This is a genomic window from Rhodococcus sp. NPDC059969 (genome assembly GCF_042738325.1).
Lineage (GTDB): Bacteria > Actinomycetota > Actinomycetes > Mycobacteriales > Mycobacteriaceae > Rhodococcus_F.
In genome coordinates this window covers 154,075-173,020 of the sequence record NZ_JBHWUF010000009.1, presented here as the reverse complement: position 1 = coordinate 173,020, position 18,946 = coordinate 154,075, and the positions used below count along the sequence as shown (strand labels likewise).

General features: G+C 62.9%; 16 protein-coding genes. 3 read left to right on the top strand and 13 right to left on the bottom strand.

Annotation, left to right across the window (positions count from 1 at the left end; translation table 11 throughout):
* Positions 1–35 precede the first annotated feature (35 nt).
* From ACFWAD_RS22980 to ACFWAD_RS22935, 10 genes are all read right to left on the bottom strand, one after another.
* Positions 36–1,538 carry a glutamate synthase subunit beta gene (locus ACFWAD_RS22980; RefSeq protein WP_378548066.1) on the bottom strand — a complete coding sequence of 501 codons (1,503 nt, stop codon included), beginning with the start codon at positions 1,536–1,538 and terminating at the stop codon, positions 36–38.
* Complete coding sequence (gene gltB / locus ACFWAD_RS22975; protein ID WP_378548063.1) at positions 1,531–6,015, bottom strand: glutamate synthase large subunit; 4,485 nt, start codon at positions 6,013–6,015, stop codon at positions 1,531–1,533. Before gltB ends, ACFWAD_RS22980 begins: the two co-directional genes overlap by 8 nt.
* A gap of 132 nt (positions 6,016–6,147) precedes the next feature.
* The gene (locus ACFWAD_RS22970; protein WP_378548172.1) at positions 6,148–6,981 is read right to left on the bottom strand and encodes an NINE protein; all 834 of its coding nucleotides are present in this window, start codon (positions 6,979–6,981) and stop codon (positions 6,148–6,150) included.
* A gap of 127 nt (positions 6,982–7,108) precedes the next feature.
* Positions 7,109–7,534 carry a TM2 domain-containing protein gene (locus ACFWAD_RS22965; RefSeq protein ID WP_378548060.1) on the bottom strand — a complete coding sequence of 142 codons (426 nt, stop codon included), beginning with the start codon at positions 7,532–7,534 and terminating at the stop codon, positions 7,109–7,111.
* Positions 7,531–8,613: a prolipoprotein diacylglyceryl transferase gene (gene lgt, locus ACFWAD_RS22960; RefSeq protein ID WP_378548057.1), complete on the bottom strand. Its 1,083-nt coding sequence runs from the start codon at positions 8,611–8,613 to the stop codon at positions 7,531–7,533. The genes ACFWAD_RS22965 and lgt overlap by 4 nt, the downstream gene beginning before the upstream one ends.
* Complete coding sequence (gene trpA / locus ACFWAD_RS22955) at positions 8,610–9,413, bottom strand: tryptophan synthase subunit alpha (protein WP_378548053.1); 804 nt, start codon at positions 9,411–9,413, stop codon at positions 8,610–8,612. The genes lgt and trpA overlap by 4 nt, the downstream gene beginning before the upstream one ends.
* Positions 9,410–10,789 carry a tryptophan synthase subunit beta gene (gene trpB, locus ACFWAD_RS22950; RefSeq protein WP_378548048.1) on the bottom strand — a complete coding sequence of 460 codons (1,380 nt, stop codon included), beginning with the start codon at positions 10,787–10,789 and terminating at the stop codon, positions 9,410–9,412. Before trpB ends, trpA begins: the two co-directional genes overlap by 4 nt.
* Positions 10,790–10,863: 74 nt before the next feature.
* Positions 10,864–11,673 carry an indole-3-glycerol phosphate synthase TrpC gene (gene trpC / locus ACFWAD_RS22945; protein WP_003944016.1) on the bottom strand — a complete coding sequence of 270 codons (810 nt, stop codon included), beginning with the start codon at positions 11,671–11,673 and terminating at the stop codon, positions 10,864–10,866.
* A 125-nt stretch (positions 11,674–11,798) separates the two neighbouring features.
* Positions 11,799–12,506 (bottom strand): TIGR02234 family membrane protein, encoded by a 708-nt coding sequence (locus tag ACFWAD_RS22940; RefSeq protein ID WP_214890297.1) that lies wholly within the window; start codon positions 12,504–12,506, stop codon positions 11,799–11,801.
* Entirely contained in the window at positions 12,503–14,089 is a 1,587-nt protein-coding gene (locus ACFWAD_RS22935) for an anthranilate synthase component I (RefSeq protein WP_378548045.1), read from the bottom strand. The genes ACFWAD_RS22940 and ACFWAD_RS22935 overlap by 4 nt, the downstream gene beginning before the upstream one ends.
* A 57-nt stretch (positions 14,090–14,146) precedes the next feature.
* Here ACFWAD_RS22935 and ACFWAD_RS22930 point away from each other — a divergent pair, with 57 nt between their 5' ends.
* Complete coding sequence (locus tag ACFWAD_RS22930; RefSeq protein ID WP_378539725.1) at positions 14,147–14,605, top strand: peroxiredoxin; 459 nt, start codon at positions 14,147–14,149, stop codon at positions 14,603–14,605.
* Between the two features lie 39 nt (positions 14,606–14,644).
* Here ACFWAD_RS22930 and ACFWAD_RS22925 read toward each other — a convergent pair whose 3' ends face one another.
* Entirely contained in the window at positions 14,645–15,427 is a 783-nt protein-coding gene (locus tag ACFWAD_RS22925) for a dioxygenase (RefSeq protein ID WP_283306787.1), read from the bottom strand.
* Positions 15,428–15,602: 175 nt separating this feature from the next.
* Here ACFWAD_RS22925 and ACFWAD_RS22920 point away from each other — a divergent pair, with 175 nt between their 5' ends.
* Positions 15,603–16,112 carry a MarR family transcriptional regulator gene (locus tag ACFWAD_RS22920; RefSeq protein ID WP_347872870.1) on the top strand — a complete coding sequence of 170 codons (510 nt, stop codon included), beginning with the start codon at positions 15,603–15,605 and terminating at the stop codon, positions 16,110–16,112.
* A 30-nt stretch (positions 16,113–16,142) separates the two neighbouring features.
* Here ACFWAD_RS22920 and ACFWAD_RS22915 read toward each other — a convergent pair whose 3' ends face one another.
* Positions 16,143–17,681, bottom strand: coding sequence for an FAD-binding protein (locus tag ACFWAD_RS22915; protein ID WP_378548043.1), 1,539 nt, complete (start codon positions 17,679–17,681; stop codon positions 16,143–16,145).
* A 219-nt stretch (positions 17,682–17,900) separates the two neighbouring features.
* Between ACFWAD_RS22915 and ACFWAD_RS22910 the strand changes: the two genes are divergently transcribed.
* Positions 17,901–18,491, top strand: coding sequence for a TetR/AcrR family transcriptional regulator (locus tag ACFWAD_RS22910; protein ID WP_003943994.1), 591 nt, complete (start codon positions 17,901–17,903; stop codon positions 18,489–18,491).
* Here the strand turns inward: ACFWAD_RS22910 and ACFWAD_RS22905 are convergent.
* Positions 18,488–18,946 (bottom strand): hypothetical protein, encoded by a 459-nt coding sequence (locus tag ACFWAD_RS22905; RefSeq protein ID WP_378539753.1) that lies wholly within the window; start codon positions 18,944–18,946, stop codon positions 18,488–18,490. The genes ACFWAD_RS22910 and ACFWAD_RS22905 overlap by 4 nt on opposite strands.

Below are 18,946 nucleotides of genomic sequence, written 5' to 3'. Positions count from 1 at the left end.
GACGTGCACTTTCTGTTCTTACTCGATTCAGTTGTTCACCTCACGAACAGCGGAAATGCCTTCGGATGTACCGCCGACGGAAGGTCGGACCCACCGGTGAGATACACGTCGACGGCACGTGCGGCCGACCGCCCCTCGGCAATCGCCCACACGACGAGCGACGCCCCACGATGCGCGTCACCGCAGACGAACACGCCGGGTGTTCGGGTCTGCCACCCGACATCACACTCGATTCTGCCGAGCGGATCGGTGCCGACATCGAGGTCGGTAAGCAGCGGCGCGGATTCGACGCCGTCGAATCCGAGAGCGAGCAGCACCATCTCGCACACGAGATCCGTCGTGTCCCCGGTCTGCACCATGGTCCGCTGTCCGTTCTCTCCCCGCGACACGGCGACCGGAACCATCCGGATTGCACGAACCGCACCGTCACCGTCGTCGAGAAATTCCTGCGCCGCCCATCGGAACCGTTTGTCACTGCCCTCCTCGTCTGCCGGGGAGCTGCGCAGGACCCGCGGCCACAACGGCCACGGGTCGCGGTCTCGATCGCGATGCCCCGGGGGTGGGACGTGGTAATCCAGTTCCGTCACCGAGCGCGCACCCTGGCGATGCACCGTGCCGAGGCAGTCGGCCGCCGTGTCACCGCCACCGATGATCACGACGTTCTCACCTCGCGCCGAGATACTCGAGGCGCCGTCACCCTCGCATTCACGGTTGGCGGCACGCAGGTACTTCATCGCAAAATGGATTCCGCGAAGGCCACGCCCCGGCACGTCGGTGTCTCGGGCACGATCGGCCCCGACCGCCAGGACTGTCGCTTCGAAATTCGTCCTGAGGTCGTGTGCGCTCACGTCGACTCCGACGGCGCAGCCGGTGACGAATCGAGTCCCCTCGGCGGTCAACTGGGCCAGGCGCCGATTGATCAAGGCTTTGGGCAACTTGAATTCCGGGATTCCGTAGCGAAGCAGTCCCCCGATTCGATCACTCCGCTCGAACACCGTGACACGATGTCCGGCGCGTGTCAGTTGTTGAGCCGCAGCCAGTCCCGCCGGTCCCGAACCGACTACCGCAACACGGTTCCCGCTGTGAACTACGGGCACCCGTGGCCCCAACGAACCCGACTCCCAGGCGTTGTCGACGATCGCCTGTTCGATGCGTTTGATGGTGACACCTCCCGACGTGCGCTCGTCGTCGAGTGCGAGAACGCACGCCGTTTCGCACGGAGCGGGGCACAGATGTCCGGTGAACTCGGGGAAATTGTTGGTGGAATGCAGATTCTCCGAGGCTTCGGACCACCGACCACGCCGAACCAGGTCGTTCCATTCCGGGATGAGATTGCCGAGCGGACATCCCACCCCGGCTGAATGGCAGTACGGCACAGCACAGTCCATGCATCGCGAGGCCTGAGCAGAAACGTCTCGATTGCGCACCACGGGATCCATCGACTCGTAAACCGATTCCCAGTCCCCGACACGCACATCGGTCGGCCTGGTCGGTGCGCCGGATCGTTTCACGCTGAGGAACCCACGTGGGTCAGGCATGAGCCGGCTCCACCAGTTGGTTCTCTTCAACGACCTTCTGACAGTCGACAGGCAGAACCTTGGTGAATCTCGGACTCTGACCGACCCAGTCGTCGAGAAGTTGTGCCGCGACCGACGAGCCGGTCGCGGCCAGATGATAACCGAGAATCTCGACCAGCCGACTACAATCTTCCGCCGAAAGCCGCTCGAGAACCACCATGTCGCAGTTGACCTTCTCGGCGTTCAAGTCGAGTACGAAGGCAATCCCGCCGGACATTCCCGCAGCAAGGTTCCTACCAGTCGGGCCGAGTATCACGACGCGCCCCCCGGTCATGTACTCACACGCGTGATCTCCGACGCCCTCCACCACAGCGACCGCGCCCGAGTTACGTACGGCGAATCGCTCCCCCACACGCCCCCGTGCATAGAGTGCACCGCTCGTGGCGCCATACAGCACGGTATTGCCCGCAATCACCTGCTCCTCGGCCTTGAAGGGCGCGTCTTCGCTCGGGCGAAGTACGATCCGTCCACCCGAGAGACCCTTCCCCACATAATCGTTTGCATCGCCGACTACGACCAACGAGATGCCCGGTGGCAGGAACGCACCGAGCGACTGGCCTGCCGTTCCGCTGAGCACGATGTCGATGGTGCCGTCGGGTAGCCCGACGGCGCCGTAGCGTCTGGTCACCTCAGCGCCCAGCCTCGTTCCCACCGCCCGATCCGTATTGTGTATCGGCAGTTCGATATTCACGGGTCGAGCGTCCTCGAGTGAGGCCGCGGCACACTCGATCAGGGTGCGTTCGAGTTCGCTCGAAACAGGTACACACGGCTGGTAGGCCGCGCCGGCCGGCGCCGGCGGAACGTCGAAAAGTGGCGAGAGTTCCAACGTCCGGCTCTTCCAGTGCGCCGCCTCCGGAGTCATTTCCAATACGTCCGCGTGTCCCAGAGCGTCGTCGATACGTCGAAACCCCAGTTCTGCCAACAACCGTCGTACGCCGTCGGCAATGAAGCGGAAGAAGTTCTCGACATACTCGGGCCGGCCGGTGAATCGCTCGCGCAATTCGGGATTCTGCGTTGCTACTCCGACGGGGCAGGTGTCGAGGTGACATACCCGCATCATGACGCAACCGGCCGCGATGAGTGGCGCCGTGGAAAACCCGTACTCCTGCGCCCCCAGCAACGCGGCAATGACGACGTCCCGCGCCGTACGCAAACCCCCGTCACACTGGACGACGATCCGATCGCGCAACCCGTTGAGCACCAACGTCTGCTGAGTTTCGGCCAGCCCGATCTCCCACGGCGTGCCCGCGTGATGGATGGACGAGAGTGCCGCCGCGCCCGTCCCACCGTCGTGACCGGAAATCAGCACAACGTCGGCGTGCGCTTTGGCCACACCTGCCGCAACTGTCCCGACTCCGACCGCGCTGACCAGTTTCACGTGTATCCGTGCACGATCGTTTGCGCATCTGAGGTCGTAGATCAGTTGGGCGAGATCCTCGATCGAATAGATGTCATGGTGAGGGGGCGGAGATATGAGACCGACCCCTGGCGTCGAGTACCGGGTTTCCGCGATCCACGGGTACACCTTGGACCCCGGAAGCTGCCCTCCTTCACCCGGTTTGGCACCTTGGGCCATCTTGATCTGAATGTCGGTAGCGTTGACGAGGTAATCGCTGGTCACCCCGAAGCGACCACTCGCGACCTGCTTGACGGCGCTTCGACGCTCGTTGTCACGTAACCGCTCCGGCGACTCTCCGCCCTCACCGGTGTTGGAACGTCCGCCGAGAGCGTTCATCGCAACCGCCATCGTCTCGTGCGCCTCGGCAGAGAGGGAGCCGTAGCTCATCGCACCGGTGTTGAATCGAGCGAGAATCATCTCGACGGGTTCGACATGACGAAGCGGAATCGGCGGACGAATCCCGCGTCGGAATCGAAACAATCCCCGCAATGTTCCGCCCCGCGCACTCAGTCGATCGACTTCGTCGCTGTAGCGACGAAACATGTCAATACGTCCTGACCGTGTCGCATGTTGAAGAAAAAACACGGACTCTGGCGTGAACAGATGCAATTCACCACCGCGGCGATACCGGAACTCTCCGCTGCTGCTCAACTGACGATGCCGCACCGCGGCCCCCGAGAACGCTGCCGCGTGACGCATCAGGACTTCGCGGGCGACTTCGGTGATACCGATGCCGCCGATCCGGCTTCGTGTGTCGCAGAAGTACTCGTCGACCAACTCTCCGCCCAAGCCCACGGCCTCGAAAACCTGAGCGCCCGTGTAGGAGTGAACCGTAGCGATTCCCATCTTCGACATCACCTTGAGCACGCCGGAATTTGTAGCTCTCAGATAGTTGTCCGTTGCCGTCTTCGGATCTATCCCCGGAAGTTCGTCTCGCTCGCTGAGTGCTTCTACCGATTCGAGAGCAAGATACGGGTGGACAGCCGCCGCACCGTAGCCGATCAACAAGGCGATGTGATGAACTTCGCGGGCGTCACCCGACTCGACAACGAGTGAGACCTTGGTTCGCAGGCCATGACGAACAAGATCGTGGTGCACGCTCGACACTGCGAGTAACGACGGAATTGGAGCCTGCTCGCAGTCCGATCCACGGTCGGAGATCACAAGGATTTCGATACCAGCTGCCGCAGCTGTTCGGGCGGACTCACGAAGCCTCTCGACACCCTCGGCGAGACCGCCCCGCGCATCGAAGATTCCCTGCAGGACAGTGCTTGTCGGAGTTCGAGGGCCGCGGAGTTTTGCGATCTTCTGCAATTCCACCGGACCGACTACCGGTTTCTGCAGAACGATCCTCCGGCACGACCGGGCAGATGCTTCGAACAGGTTCTGCTCGGCACCGAGCGTGGTTGCGAGTGTCGTGACTACTTCCTCGCGAATCGCGTCCAACGGCGGGTTGGTCACCTGGGCAAAGAGCTGAACGAAGTAGTCGTACAAGAGCTTCGGTCGATCCGAGAGAACAGCGAGCGGCGTGTCGACGCCCATCGATCCCAACGGCTCTAATCCTGAGCTTGCCATCGGGACAAGAATGTCCTGCAGGTCCTCGGCCTGGTATCCGTAGAGCAGCTGACGTTGCAACAGCGAAGCCGGATCGCCTCGGGCAGGCGCAGACTCGGGGATGTCCTCGAGATCGACCAATCCCCCGGCGAGCCAGTCCCGGTAGGGAGCTGTGCTCGCAAGTTCCGACTTGATCTCCGCATCGGGAACGATGCGACGGCGAGCAGTGTCGACGAGGAACATGCGCCCCGGTTCGAGGCGCCCCTTTTCCAGCACCTCGGATGTGGGGGCGTCGAACACACCGCTCTCACTGGCCAACACGATACGGCCGTTCTTCATCCGCCACCATCGCCCTGGTCGAAGTCCGTTGCGATCCAACACCGCCCCCACAACAGTGCCGTCGCTGAATGTCACCGACGCCGGACCGTCCCACGGTTCCATCAGGCAACCGTGAAATTGATAGAAGGCCCTTATCGCGTCAGGCATCGAAGAATCGTTCTCCCAGGCGCCGGGAACCATCATCGCGATGGCGTGTTGCACACTGCGGCCCCCGAGCGTCAAAAGCTCGAGAACTTCGTCGAACGACGAAGAGTCGGATCCTCCCGGGGTGCAGATCGGAAACAGGCGATCGATGTCCCCGTCGAAAAATGCGCTCCGCATCATCGGCTCGCGAGCACGCATCCAATTCCTGTTTCCCACAATCGTATTGATCTCGCCGTTGTGAGCGATGCAGCGATACGGCTGAGCGAGTGGCCACGACGGAAAAGTGTTCGTGGAGTATCGGCTGTGCACGACTGCCAAGGCGGTTCGCAATCTGCCATCGCGCAGGTCGGTGAAGTAACCGGGTAACTGCGCCGGGGTGAGCATGCCCTTGTACACGATGGTTCGCGCGGACAACGAGGGGAAATACACTGCAGTGCTGTCCGAATGAATCCGCTCGACTTGCCTCCTGAGCGCAAACACTCGTCGGTCCAAGGCAATTCCGCCCACACTGTGATCGCTGGACTGGGAGCACATCACAAAACACTGGCTGATGTACGGAGCACACTGCGCGGCAACGGCTCCGACGCAGTCGCTGTCGACCGGTACCTCTCGCCACCCGATAACCTGCAGTCCTTCTGCCGCTGCGCATTGATCGATCCGAACAACCGCTTGACGACGTGCTTCCTCGTCCACCGGAAGAAAGCAGTTTCCGGCCGCGTAGGTGTTCTCACCCATCGAATTGGGCGGTGGGAGCTCGAACTCGGTCACCGCGTCGAAGAACTCCGTCGGCAGCTGAATCAGAATGCCCGCGCCGTCTCCGCTGTTGGATTCGCGCCCGACTGCGCCGCGATGGGAGAGATTGCCCAGGACCGCGAGCGCCTCGTCGACAATGGAATGCATGTGCCGTCCAGAGGTGTCTGCTACCACGGCTACACCACATGAATCGGTTTCCTGATCGGGGTCGTACAGGCCTCGAGGGTCAGGTATTCGAGAAAACGGCACTCGGCGACCTCCACACGGACATGCAGCCGATGAGCGCTAGTTTATCAGCCGATAACCGCAGGTCGCGAGAGTAAAACTGTGACCCCCTGATACCGAGGCATCAGGGGGTCACAGTTCCGAACGTCGTCTCGATCAGCTACGCAAAGGACGGTTGTACTGATCGCGCACGCTGCCGGTCAACATCATGATTCCGTCGATGAGCGGCCAGATTCCGCCGATGCCACACGTCAACCAAGTGACCGCGATCTGCGCTACAGCCATGCCGGGCTGGTTGAGATAGAACCGTCCCGCTCCGAATCCTCCGAGCAGAATACCCAGCAATCCGGCGGTGGTCTTCGACTTGTCCGAGTACGGTTCGCCGGTCATCGGGTCACGTCCGTACGGTGCGGACGGGTCAACCAGGCCGTAACCGGGTTGGACATAACCCTGTGCTTGTGGGTATCCCTGCGGCTGACCGTAACCCGGCTGTGAATATCCGGGCTGAGGGTAGCCCTGCGGCTGACCGTAATTCTGGCTTCCCTGCGGCGGAGCCGCGTAGGGATTCGGAGTCTGATCTGCCGGCGCACCGTAGACCGGACCGTCCGTCGGGGATTGGGTCGGGCTCGAGTAGTCAGGCGCCGGATAGTTTTGAGCGGCGTAGCTTTCCTGCGACGTGTACGGCGCTGTGGGCTGATTCGGTGTGGAATCAGCAGTGGGAAACGCTGTGGTCGATTCGGTTCCGGTCGGCGGCGGGTAGATGGGGTGGTTTCCCCAACCCGGACCGTTTCCGACTCCCGAATACGTGTCCCAGCCTGGACCGGTGCCGGTGGTCTCCGTCGACGGCGTCTTTTCCGTGGGCGCCGATGTCTCCGTCAACGACGCATCCGCCGTCGCGTCGTAGTCGAAGGGCGACCCGAACTGCGGTGGAACTGGCGGCTGCGATCCAGACGAGTCCCCCGACTCGGAAGGTTCCGGATTCTTGTTCAAGTTAGGCAACGTACTTTCCTTCGATTCGACGACGGTACGTAATAGCTTTTGTTATCGGGCCGCGAGGAAGGTTCGACCTTCTCATGGCCAGTCCCCCACACATCTGTCCTCAGTTCGTGCTCGCGACTCATCCTCGCAATGGCCGGCGAGCACCGTCCCGCGCATTGCCCGAAAGTATCACGATGCCGTCGATGAACGCCCAGATCCAAATTCCGATGGCAAATGGAATTCCAATGAGGAACGCCGACATGAACAGCGCGAAGAACATGCCGAGCAGTTGGCACAGTCCGATGCCGACACTTCCGATGTAGAGGCGCCCGACTCCACAGATTCCGAAGAAGCCCAGCAAAATCTGCAACAGGCCGGCAGTGGCCTTCGACTTGTCGGAATACGGTTCCCCGGTTACCGGGTGCCGACCATACGGCGCGTAGGGATCACCGAACCCGTACATCGACGGAGCCGGCAGTGGCTGCTGATAGCCGTACGGATTGGGCGCGCCGTACACCGGCCCCTGATCCTCGGGGAATCCTCCCTGCGAATAGGGACCTGTCACGGCTTGTCTTTCTTCGACAGCTTCACCGCGTCCGACGACTCGTCCGTCGCTGCCGTTGAGGCGCTTGCCTCACCGGAATCGGATTGAGGGGAATCAGATTCAGTGGCCTTTGCATCGGTTTTTGTATCCGCCTTTGCATCGGTCTTTGCTGAATCACTCTCGGTAACGGGCGTCGCGGCTCCTGCTTCACCGGCAGATACCGCAGCAACGTAGTTCTTCGACTTCAAATCAGCCGGATCCTCACGCCCCTTCTTCGCCAGGAAGAAGTAGGCAAGTGCGGCGAAGAACACGATCCCCGAAGTGAAGGTGTTGACTCGAATGCCGGCGATCTCGTAGGCAAAATCGTCGCGCATCAGCTCGACGACGAACCGGCCCAGGCAGTAGCCCGCGACGTACAGAGCAAACAGGCGTCCGTGGCCGATCTTGAATCGGCGGTCGACGAGGACAAGCAGGATCACGATCAGGACGTTCCACACAGCCTCGTAGAGGAACGTCGGGTGAACGACCCGGATGACTTCTCCGTTGGAAACACCCGCGAGTTGATCGAGTTGGCCGGAAGAGTTCACTCGCTCGAAGATCTCGAGGCCCCACGGCACGGTGGTCTCGCGACCGTACAACTCCTGGTTGAAGTAGTTGCCGATACGGCCGATGGCCTGCGCGAGCAGGATGCCGGGCGCAATCGCGTCACCGAGGGCAGATACGGGAATGCCGCGTCGCCGGCAGCCGATCCACGCACCGATACCGCCGAGGAAGACAGCTCCCCAGATTCCGAGGCCGCCCTGCCACACCTTGAGTGCGTCGAGAGGCGTACCGTTCTCGCCGAAATAGGCAGGCCAGTCGGTCAATACGTGGTAGAGCCTGCCACCGATCAGACCGAAGGGAACAGCCCAGATCGCGATGTCGAGAACGGTCCCCTTCTCGCCACCGCGGGCGACCCAACGACGATCTCCCCACACGATCGCGACGATGATGCCGAGGATGATGAAGAGCGCGTAGGCGCGCAGCGCCACCGGTCCGACGTACCAGACGCCTTGGGGCGGGCTGGGGATATAGGCCAGCAGGTCCACAGTTGAGGTCACGACGCCACGGTAGCCGAGCGGACGCCCTCGGCGAGTTCTTCGGTGAGCGAGCGAACCGCACCCAACCCGTTCTCGACCGCGGAGACCAGGGCCGAACCTACGATGACGGCATCGGCGTATGCCGCGATTTCGGCAGCTTGGGCGCCGGAGCGGACTCCCAGTCCGACGCCGACGGGGATGTCGGAGTGCGCGCGGATTCGTGCGGTCAGTTCCGGAGCCATGGACGAGACGGCGTCTCGCGCGCCGGTAACACCCATTGTCGAGGCCGCGTAGATGAATCCGCTGCTCGCGTCGAGCGTCATGGCGAGCCGTTCCTCGGTCGAGGATGGAGCGACAAGGAAGATCCGGTCGAGGTGGTGCTCCTCGGATGCTTCGATCCAGGCGCCTGCTTCTTCCGGAATGAGGTTGGGGGTGATCAGTCCGAGTCCACCGGCGGAGGCGAGGTCCCGTGCGAACTTGTCGACACCGTACTGCAGCACCGGGTTCCAGTACGTCATCACGACGGCCTTGCCGCCGACCGAGCTGATCTGCTCGATCACGGTGAAGATGTCGCGCAGACGGACACCGTTCGAGAGTGCAGTTTCGGCTGCGCGCTGGATGGTCGGACCGTCCATGACCGGATCGGAATACGCGACACCGACTTCGATGATGTCGCAGCCACCGTCGACCATCGCCTTGAACACGTCGATCGATTCGGGAACGGTCGGATAACCGGCAGGAAGGTATCCGACGAGGGCGGCGCGCTTGTCAGCCTTGCACGCAGCAAAAGTGGGTGCGAGGCGTGATGGTCGATCGCTCACTTGTCCGAGCCTTCCGTGTTGTCGTTCTGGTCTGCTGCGTTATCCCGAACTGCTGCGTGATCCGGAGCGGTTGTCTGATCCGAAGATCCGTCGAAAAGGCCGAACCAGCTTGCGGCGGTATCCATGTCCTTGTCACCGCGACCGGAGAGATTGACGACGATGATCGCGCCCTCGCCCAGTTCCTTGCCGAGTCGGAGCGCGCCGGCGACGGCATGGGCGGATTCGATGGCAGGGATGATGCCTTCGCGGCGCGAGAGCAGCAGAAGCGCATCCATGGCTTCGCTGTCCGTGACGGGTTCGTAGGTGGCGCGCCCGATGTCGCTGAGATAGGCGTGCTCGGGCCCGACACCCGGGTAGTCCAAACCGGCAGAAATCGAGTGCGATTCGATGGTCTGACCGTCTTCGTCCTGGAGCAGGTAGGAGTAGGCGCCCTGGAAGGCACCCGGTGTACCACCGGCGAATGTTGCTGCATGCCTACCAGTTTCGACACCGTCACCGGCTGCTTCGTAGCCCACCAGCCGTACCGACAGATCGTCGATGAACGGGTGGAAGATTCCGATCGCATTCGAACCACCTCCGACGCAGGCTGTGACTGCGTCGGGCAGGCGGCCAGTCAGTGCCTGAACCTGGACACGGGTTTCGAGGCCGACCACTCGCTGGAAGTCGCGAACGATGGTGGGGAACGGGTGCGGACCTGCCGCGGTACCGAAGCAGTAATAGGTGTTGTCCGCGTGGGAAACCCAGTCGCGCAAGGCTTCGTTGATCGCGTCCTTGAGCGTGCGCGAACCGGTTTCGACCGAGACGACCTCCGCGCCGAGTAGGCGCATGCGGGCGACGTTCAGTGCTTGACGTTCGGTGTCGACAGCACCCATGTAGATGACGCACTCGAGACCGAGCAGTGCACAGGCGGTGGCCGATGCCACACCGTGCTGGCCTGCTCCGGTCTCGGCGATGATGCGGGTCTTACCCATGCGCTTTGCCAGCAGAACCTGACCGAGAACGTTGTTGATCTTGTGAGAACCGGTGTGGTTCAGATCTTCACGCTTGAGAATGATGCGCGCACCACCGGCGAACTCGCTCATTCGCGTTGCCTCGAAAATCGGCGACGGGCGTCCGGTGTAATCGCGCTGCAGGCGATCGAGTTCGTTCAAGAACGTGTCGTCCGCGCGAGCCTTTTCGTACTCCGCGGTGACCTCTTCGATGACCGCCATGAGAGCTTCCGGCACATGCCGTCCGCCGTAGACGCCGAAATGGCCGCCGGCATCGGGATCATGTGAGCGCTCGGTGAGTCCCGCGCTGGCGGGCGGCAGATTACCGCCCTTGAATGCTGCACCTGATACTGCACCGGAGCCTGGTTCCTGAGTACGTGAAGTCACCCCACCAGTCTGCCCCAAGGGTGCCGCTGGTCACCGCCCGGGTGCGTCAAAGCACGCCGGGCCGGTGATGCGCTTTATCGAGACGGTTTCGGGCAGGACGGGTGTGCGCCGGCGTTGACCAGATCGGCGACGGCCTTGCGAGGGTCACCGCTGGTCACGAGGCCTTCACCGACGAGCACCGCGTCGGCACCCGCACCGGCGTATGCCAAGAGATCGGCAGTTCCGCGAACACCCGACTCGGCGATCTTGATCGTCTCGGTCGGTAGACCGGGAGCAATGCGACCGAAGGTGTTCTTGTCCACCTCGAGAGTCTTGAGATTGCGGGCGTTCACACCGATCACCTTGGCGCCGGCTTCGAGCGCGCGGTTGGCTTCTTCTTCCGTGTGCACCTCGACGAGGGCAGTCATTCCGAGGGATTCGGTGCGATCGATCAGCGAGGCGAGCGCCTGCTGTTCGAGCGCGGCGACGATCAGCAAGATGACGTCGGCGCCGTGAGCGCGAGCCTCGTGAATCTGGTACGGCCCCACGATGAAGTCCTTGCGCAGCACCGGAATGGTGACGGCTTTGCGGACCGCGTCGAGATCGGCGAGCGAGCCGTGAAAACGGCGCTCTTCGGTGAGAACACTGATGATGCGTGCGCCACCGGCTTGGTAGGCCGCGGCAAGCTCTGCGGGATCGGCGATGTCGGCCAACGCACCCTTTGACGGGCTCGCGCGCTTGACCTCGGCGATGACGCCGATGCTCGATTCCAGAAGTGCTGCTGCAGCATCGAGTGCAGGCGGTGCAGCGGCCGCGGCAGCCTTGACTGCAGCGAAGTCGAGTACGGCTTCGCGGGCGGCGACATCAGCGCGCACCCCGTCGAGAATCGAGTCGAGTACGGTCATCGTGGCCCGAATCCTTTCTGGGCAAGAGCCCGATGTGAGATACGTCATCAGGGTGGTCTCAGCCTAGTGGGACGAAATTTTGCTACTCCGTCGGGGTACCCACGCAGGTGAGGGTTCAGTCTTACTCAGTGCGACGAACCCGGTTTCGCACCGTTGTCTCCCCCAGCTCCGTCGTCCCCGTCGGCGACTGTCGGGTCCTCTCCGGCGTCGAGCGCGTCCCACAACATCCGTTGCGTCACAGGCTCGTCCGATGCGGCGGTGTCAGCCTTGCCCAGTTTTGCGGCCGCCTCCCGACGCGCAGCAGGGTTGTCGTACTTAGACGACAACCCGCCTCGCACTGGAGGTTTGCGCATCAGGAGCACTGCCGCACCGAGCGCCGCCACCGCTCCGACCAAGGCCAGCAGCGCAGGCAGTACCGAAACAGTCGTCGAGAGGTCTTCCGGGTGACCGGACAACTCGGCCAACTCCACCGCTCGATCCGCAGAAGCTCCGGAAACCAACAACTGCACCGCCGGAACCGCAACCGCTATTGCGACGAGTGCCACCAACAGTCCGACTACCCGCAGGGCCCAACCTCGCACCGCAAACGAAGCCGCGATAGCCGCCAGCAGCGCAAGCGCGAGTGGAGTCATCGCCGCCGCCCACGTGCTGCCGTCAAGGTCCGTCGTCCGCTCCAGCGTCTTGCCGTCACTCGAGGTCAGATGAACCCACGTCATTCGTGAGCTGCCCCACAAAGCTGCCGCCGACAACGCCAGCAGAAGCGTTCTCGGCACAGCGGTGCCACGAGAAGCGCTTGTAGGCTGCTCCGCTGCAATCGACTCGTTCTCACTCACAGGTCGTCACCTCCGATGGTGCGCAGGGTGTGCGCCGACGCGATGGCGCTCAGTACTGCCATCGCCTTGTTGCGTGCCTCGGTGTCCTCGTACACGGGATCCGAGTCGGCCACGACGCCGGCGCCCGCTTGGACGTATCCGACCCCGTCCTTGATCAATGCCGTTCGGATAGCGATCGCGGTGTCGGCGTCGCCGGCGAAGTCGAGGTAGCCGACGATGCCGCCGTAGATTCCCCGCCTGGTGGGTTCGAGTTCTTCGATCAACTGCATTGCCCGCACTTTGGGCGCGCCCGAGAGGGTTCCAGCGGGGAAGCATGCGGTCACCGCGTCGAGAGCGTGCTTTCCCTCGGCCAGATGACCGGTGACGGTCGAGACGAGATGCATGACATGGCTGTAACGCTCGATGTGCCGATAGTCGTGCACCTTCACCGTGCCCGGTCGGCAGACACGACCCAGATCGTTGCGCCCGAGATCGACGAGCATGAGGTGCTCGGAGTTCTCCTTCTCGTCGGCGAGGAGATCCTTCTCCAGCAGGATGTCGTCCTCCTCGGTGGCACCGCGCCATCTGGTGCCCGCAATCGGGTGCGTGGTCGCGACACCCTCGGCGACCGTGACCAGTGCCTCGGGGCTCGAACCGACGATCGAAAACGCGGTCTCACCATCACCGTTCGGCACATTGAGCAGATACATGTACGGGCTGGGGTTCGACGCGCGCAGCATCCGGTACACGTCGATCGGCGCTGCAGTGCAATCGATCTCGAATCGCTGCGAGAGCACTACCTGGAATGCCTCGCCCGCTTCGATGTCGCCGATCAGCTTCTTGACGTCGACACCGAAACTTTCGGTGGTGCGCTGACGGCGGTAGTTCGGAGTCGCTTTCGAGAAGGTCGAGACGGTCGATTTCGCCGGCGCCGCGAGAGCGCGAGTCATCGCGTCCAACCTCGCGACCGCGTCGTCGTACGCCGTGTCGACGCGCTCGTCCGTGCCGTCCCAGTTGACGGCATTGGCGATGAGGGTGATCGCCCCTTCGTGGTGATCGACTGCGGCGATGTCGGCAGCGAGCAGCATGACCATCTCGGGGATCTGCAGGTCGTCGACCGCGGAGTCACCCAATCTCTCGAGGCGTCGCACCGCGTCGTAGCCGAGGAATCCGACCATTCCGCCGGTCAGCGGGGGCAGGTCGGGTAGCCGCTCCGAACGAAGTAGTTCAAGGGTGGCACCGAGCGCGTCGATCGGGTCGCCGCCGGCCGGAGCGCCGGCGGGAACGTTGCCGTACCAGGCGGCTTCTCCGTCCACGACGGTCAGTGCGGCCGGGCTTCCGACGCCGATGAACGACCACCGCGACCACGAACGACCGTTCTCGGCCGACTCGAGCAAGAAGGTGCCGGGACGATTGCCGGCCAACTTCTCGTACGCCGAGAGCGGAGTTTCGGAGTCCGCCAACACTTTCCGAGTGACCGGTACGACCCGGTGCTCGGCTGCGAGAGCACGGAACTGCTCCCGAGTGGTGGTGGAATCGGACGCGTCACCGACGATCGCGGTGTCGGACGACCGTGCGGACATGGAGGTGGGCTCGCCGTGCATGGCTCCATCATCCCAGGCTCCCCCACGCGGTCGTCGTGCGCGGGTAACCTCGGCCGAATGAAACCAGGCCAACTCGCTCCCGAATTCTCGCTGCCCGACCAGGACGGAACTCCGCGCTCGCTGACGAGCCTGCTCGAGAACGGACCCCTGGTCCTCTTCTTCTACCCGGCAGCCTCGACGCCGGTGTGCACCGCCGAGGCGTGCCACTTCCGTGACCTCGGCGGCGAATTCGCGGCGGTGGGTGCTTCGCGGGCCGGCATCAGCACCGACACGGTCGAAGCCCAGTCAACCTTTGCAACCGCACAGTCGTTCGACTACCCCTTGCTTGCCGACACCGACGGCGCGGTAGCCGAACAGTTCGGCGTCAAGCGCGGGCTTCTGGGCAAGCTGGCTCCGGTCAAACGCTCGACCTTCGTGATCGACACCGACCGCACCGTTCTCAAAGTCATCTCGAGCGAGCTGCGCGCCAACACACACGGCGACCAGGCACTCGAGTTCCTTCGCAATCGGAGCTGACTTCCCTGGGCAACCCGATTCTCCGGGCTACCCGAATCTCTAGGCGACCTGAATCGAGCGCTTCGCAAGTCCCATCCAGAATCCGTCGATCACCTGGGTGGGCACCTGTTCCGGATCGGACGACGCACCGAGCGTGACGAACAACGGGGCGAAGTGCTCGATGGTCGGATGCGCGTACGGCATCCCGGGAGCTTGGGCGCGGAAGTCGATCAACGAATCGACGTCACCGGCAGCGAACCTCTCCCCTGCCCACGCATCGAATTCCGCCGACCATCCCGGGGCCTGCGCTTCCGGCGACGGATCGCGCAGGAACGGTAGCCCGTGCGTGGTGAATCCTGATCCCACGATCAGCACACCTTGCTCGCGGAGGGGCCGTAGGCGCTCACCGAGATGGAGCAAACGCTCGGGGTCGAGAGTGGGCAGCGAAATCTGAAGGACCGGGATGTCCGCATCCGGGTACATCACCGTGAGCGGCACGTAGGCACCGTGATCGAGGCCCCGATTCGGCTGCTGAACCACCCGTTCGTTGTCCGGCATCAATGCGGCGACCTGTGCGGCGAGGTCCGGAGCGCCGGGAGAGTTGTACTTCGCGCGGTAGAACCTCTCGGGAAAACCGCCGAAGTCGTAGATGAGCGGGGTCCCCGTTGTCGTCGATCCGATCGTCAGCGGTGCTGATTCCCAGTGCGCCGAGACGACGAGAATTGCCGTCGGTCTCGGAAGATCGCCGGCCCACGCCCCCAACTGCTCGACCCACAACGCACTGTCCACCAGGGGTGGAGCGCCGTGGCTGAGATACAGCGCAGGCATTGTCGTGGTGGACATACAGACTCCTCGGGATAGACATTCGTCGTTAAGTTGAAGGTTCAACCTAATATAGAACTCAACACTTGCGTCCCGCAACTATTCCCCGCAAGATTCTTCTGGACATGCGTCTGAGACGCTGTACACCAGCACGCTCTGTGCAAGAAGAATGCTCGACCCGAAGGAGAAGTCACCGATGAGTGAACCGACCGCGCAGACCGACGCGCAGTCTCAGACGAAGTGGCTCACAGCCGAGCAGCAGGAAGCCTGGCTGACACTGATCGCTCTCGTGACTCGGTTGCCGGCCGCACTCGACACTCAACTGCAACGAGATTCGGCACTCACACACTTCGAGTACTTCGTGCTGGCCGCACTCTCGGACGCCCCCGACCACAAACTCCAGTTGTCGGTACTGGCGCAGCGCGCGAACGCGTCCCTGTCCCGTCTCTCTCACGTCATCACGAAGATGGAGAAGGCCGGCTGGGTGAAACGGGAAGTCATCCGCGGGAGCCGTGGATCCAACGCGGTACTCACCGACGAAGGCATGGCAAAGGTTGTCGCGGCCGCGCCACCGCACGTCGCGTCTGTCCAAGGCCTGCTCTTCGAGGGCCTCGACGATCGCCAGGTTGCCCAGCTTTCGTCCCTGGGTACGGCAATGCTCACCCAACTGGACAAGGGAATCGCCGCCGGACTCGGCAAGGCCTGACCAGCCAGTCCCGAAACGGGCGACTGCTGCCTACGACGGCTGCTTGGTCAGGTCCAGCGCAGCCAGGTGGCTGAACAGCATGCTCGCACCGATCGGGTTTCCACCGCCCGGATACACCGTCCCGCTGGCCGCTGCCATCGTGTTTCCGGCCGCATACAACCCCGCGATGGCCGTCCCGTCAGTATTCAGCACGCGCCCGGTCGCGTCGGTACGTAGACCACCTTTCGTTCCGAGATCGGAGATACCGAAAGCAGCGGCGTGGAACGGTCCCCGATCTATCGGGACGAGCGGCGACGCGCCCTCCGAGAAGGCTCGGTCGTACGCGGTACCTCCTCGACCGAAGTCCGTGTCGACGCCGGTTGCCGCCAATGCGTTGAACCGCTTCACGGCCTCCACCAGATTCTCCGCGGCAACATTGATCTGGTAGGCAAGGTCTTCGAGTGTCTCGGCGCTCTTCCACAATCCGGCATCCACGTACTGCTCCGACGGAGCCAACGGGACGTTGGGTGCCTTCACCGGCGGCACTGAGCCTTCCCGGCTGTCATAGATCATCCAATACGGCGTGGTTACTTTCCCAACCCGCATGTGTTCGATGACGGCGCGGCCCAATCGGTCGTACGGCGCAGATTCGTTGACGAACCGACAACCGTTGTCGTCCACGAAAATTCCGCCCGTGAACCACAGCGCAAACGCGGAGCGCCCATCTGGATGGGTGAGTCCCGGCGACCACCAGGCCTCGCCCATCAGGTCGGTGTCGGCACCCGCGGCGACCGCCGCCTGGTGCGCCTTCCCGAGGTTGCCGGGGCAGCCCATCGTGTCGAGAGCGGATCCGGGGACACCGAATTCGGCACGCATGGTCTCGTTCTGCTCGAATCCACCGGCGGCGAGGATCACTCCTCTGCGTGCCTGAATGGTTCGACGCCGACCATCTCGATCGACGACGGCTCCGACCACCACTCCGTCCTCGACAACCAGTTCCTCGAGAGTGGTCTTCAGGTGCATGGTGGCGTTCGGGAGTTCCGCAAGAGCCAACAGAAATCGACCGATCAACGACTGGCCGCCGACGAGGTACTTCGGCAATTCCTCCCCCAGCCGTTCCGTCGCCAACGGCGGACGAAGCGAATCACGAAGCGCACCCAGCTTGTTCGCGTTCATCGGCTTGGGAACAATGTGCCGTCCGCTCGCTCGAGCCTTGGGCTCTTCACCGAAGTAGTCAGGCCACGGCAGTATCTGAAATTCGAAGTTCGAGTCCTCCTCGAGGTAGTCGATCAACTCGGCGCCACCTCGAACGTAGGCTTCCTGAACGTCGGCGGGCGTACGGTCACCCACCACTGATCGGTAGTACTCCAGCGCATCCTCGATGGTGTCGTCGTCGCCACCGCGGCGGAGAACAGCGTTGCACGGGAACCACATTCCGCCGCCGCCCGAGTACGCCGTTGTTCCGCCGTACTTGTCGGTTGCTTCGATCGCAATGACGTCGAGGCCTTCGCGGGCTGCCGTGTACGCGCCGGTAAGTCCACCGCCTGATCCCACAGCGAGTACGTCGCACGTCTCGTCCCACTTCGTCATCGTCAGCCTCTCTGATTCTGGGCACAATTTCCGAACATGTTCTAGAAATCGTTCTAACACACGGACTTAGCGATCGCGGGGGTTCGACATTCTCTCCCACCGAGCGGGAGCGAGACGTGACACCGAGCGGGAGCGAGACATGACACCGAGCGGGAGCGAGACATGCGGAGATAGCGCACACTTTGCTCGCATGGGTCTGATCCCGTAGTGTCTGGACACATGTCTGGTAAGACCAAGTTCGAGTCCACTCGCCGCCGACTGACCCAGCAGCAAGCCGAAACCGTCGATCGATTGACCGCGGCAGCGATCACGGTCCTGCGCGACAAAGGGTTTGCCGATCTGACCGTGCGGATGGTGGCAGCAGAGGCCGGTGTCGCCGCGGCTACGGCATACACCTATTTCTCGTCCAAGAGTCACCTTGTGGCAGAACTGTTCTGGCGTCGCCTCGACGCGGTACCCCACGAGCCCTCCCCCGAGGCGGAACGGGAAGCGCAGGTCTGTTCGGTTCTACGCAGCGTCGCACTGCTCGTCTCCGACGAACCGGAGCTGGCCGCGGCAGTGACCACGGCGATGATGGGCAACGATCCCGACGTCGAACACCTCCGCGGACGTATCGGCAAGAACATCCGCGAGCGGCTCATCGAGGCACTGGGTCCGTCGTACGATCCCGACGTGCTCGAAGCACTCGAAATCTCCTGGTCCGGAGCGCTAGTCCGAGCAGGCATGGGGTACGAGTCGTATTCGCAGATCGCAGATCGTCTCGAAGTCACCGCCAGGCTGATCATGGCCGGTCGCGACAACCTCCACTAGACCGGAGTCATGGCACTCACCAACCATGTTCCCTCGACTCGATCGAGCGTCACCTCGACTCGGCTCGACGTCGACGCAGGTGCCGGTTGCACGGTACTCGTCGTGATCTGATCGACGAACACGAGCACTTCTGCGCGGTCCGCGGCAACGGAGAGCACACCGACATCGACGACTCGGGCTTTCGTGCTGATTCCCTGCTCCTTCGACTGTGGGGCAACTGTTTTCGATCCGAATTCGGTGAAACTGTCCTGAAACGATCCGCCGGCGCCTTCGGCCGCTCGTGCGAGATCGTCGTCGACGGTATCGCTGTTGTAGCTCAGGAGCTTCTCGACGAGCGTGGGCGCCACACCGATCACCTCGACACGTGCGGTTTCAGCGTCCCCCGAACGGTGGTGACTCCAGATCGCAGTGCCGCCGACTCCCATCAAGACCAACGCTGCAAGCGCCATGACCAT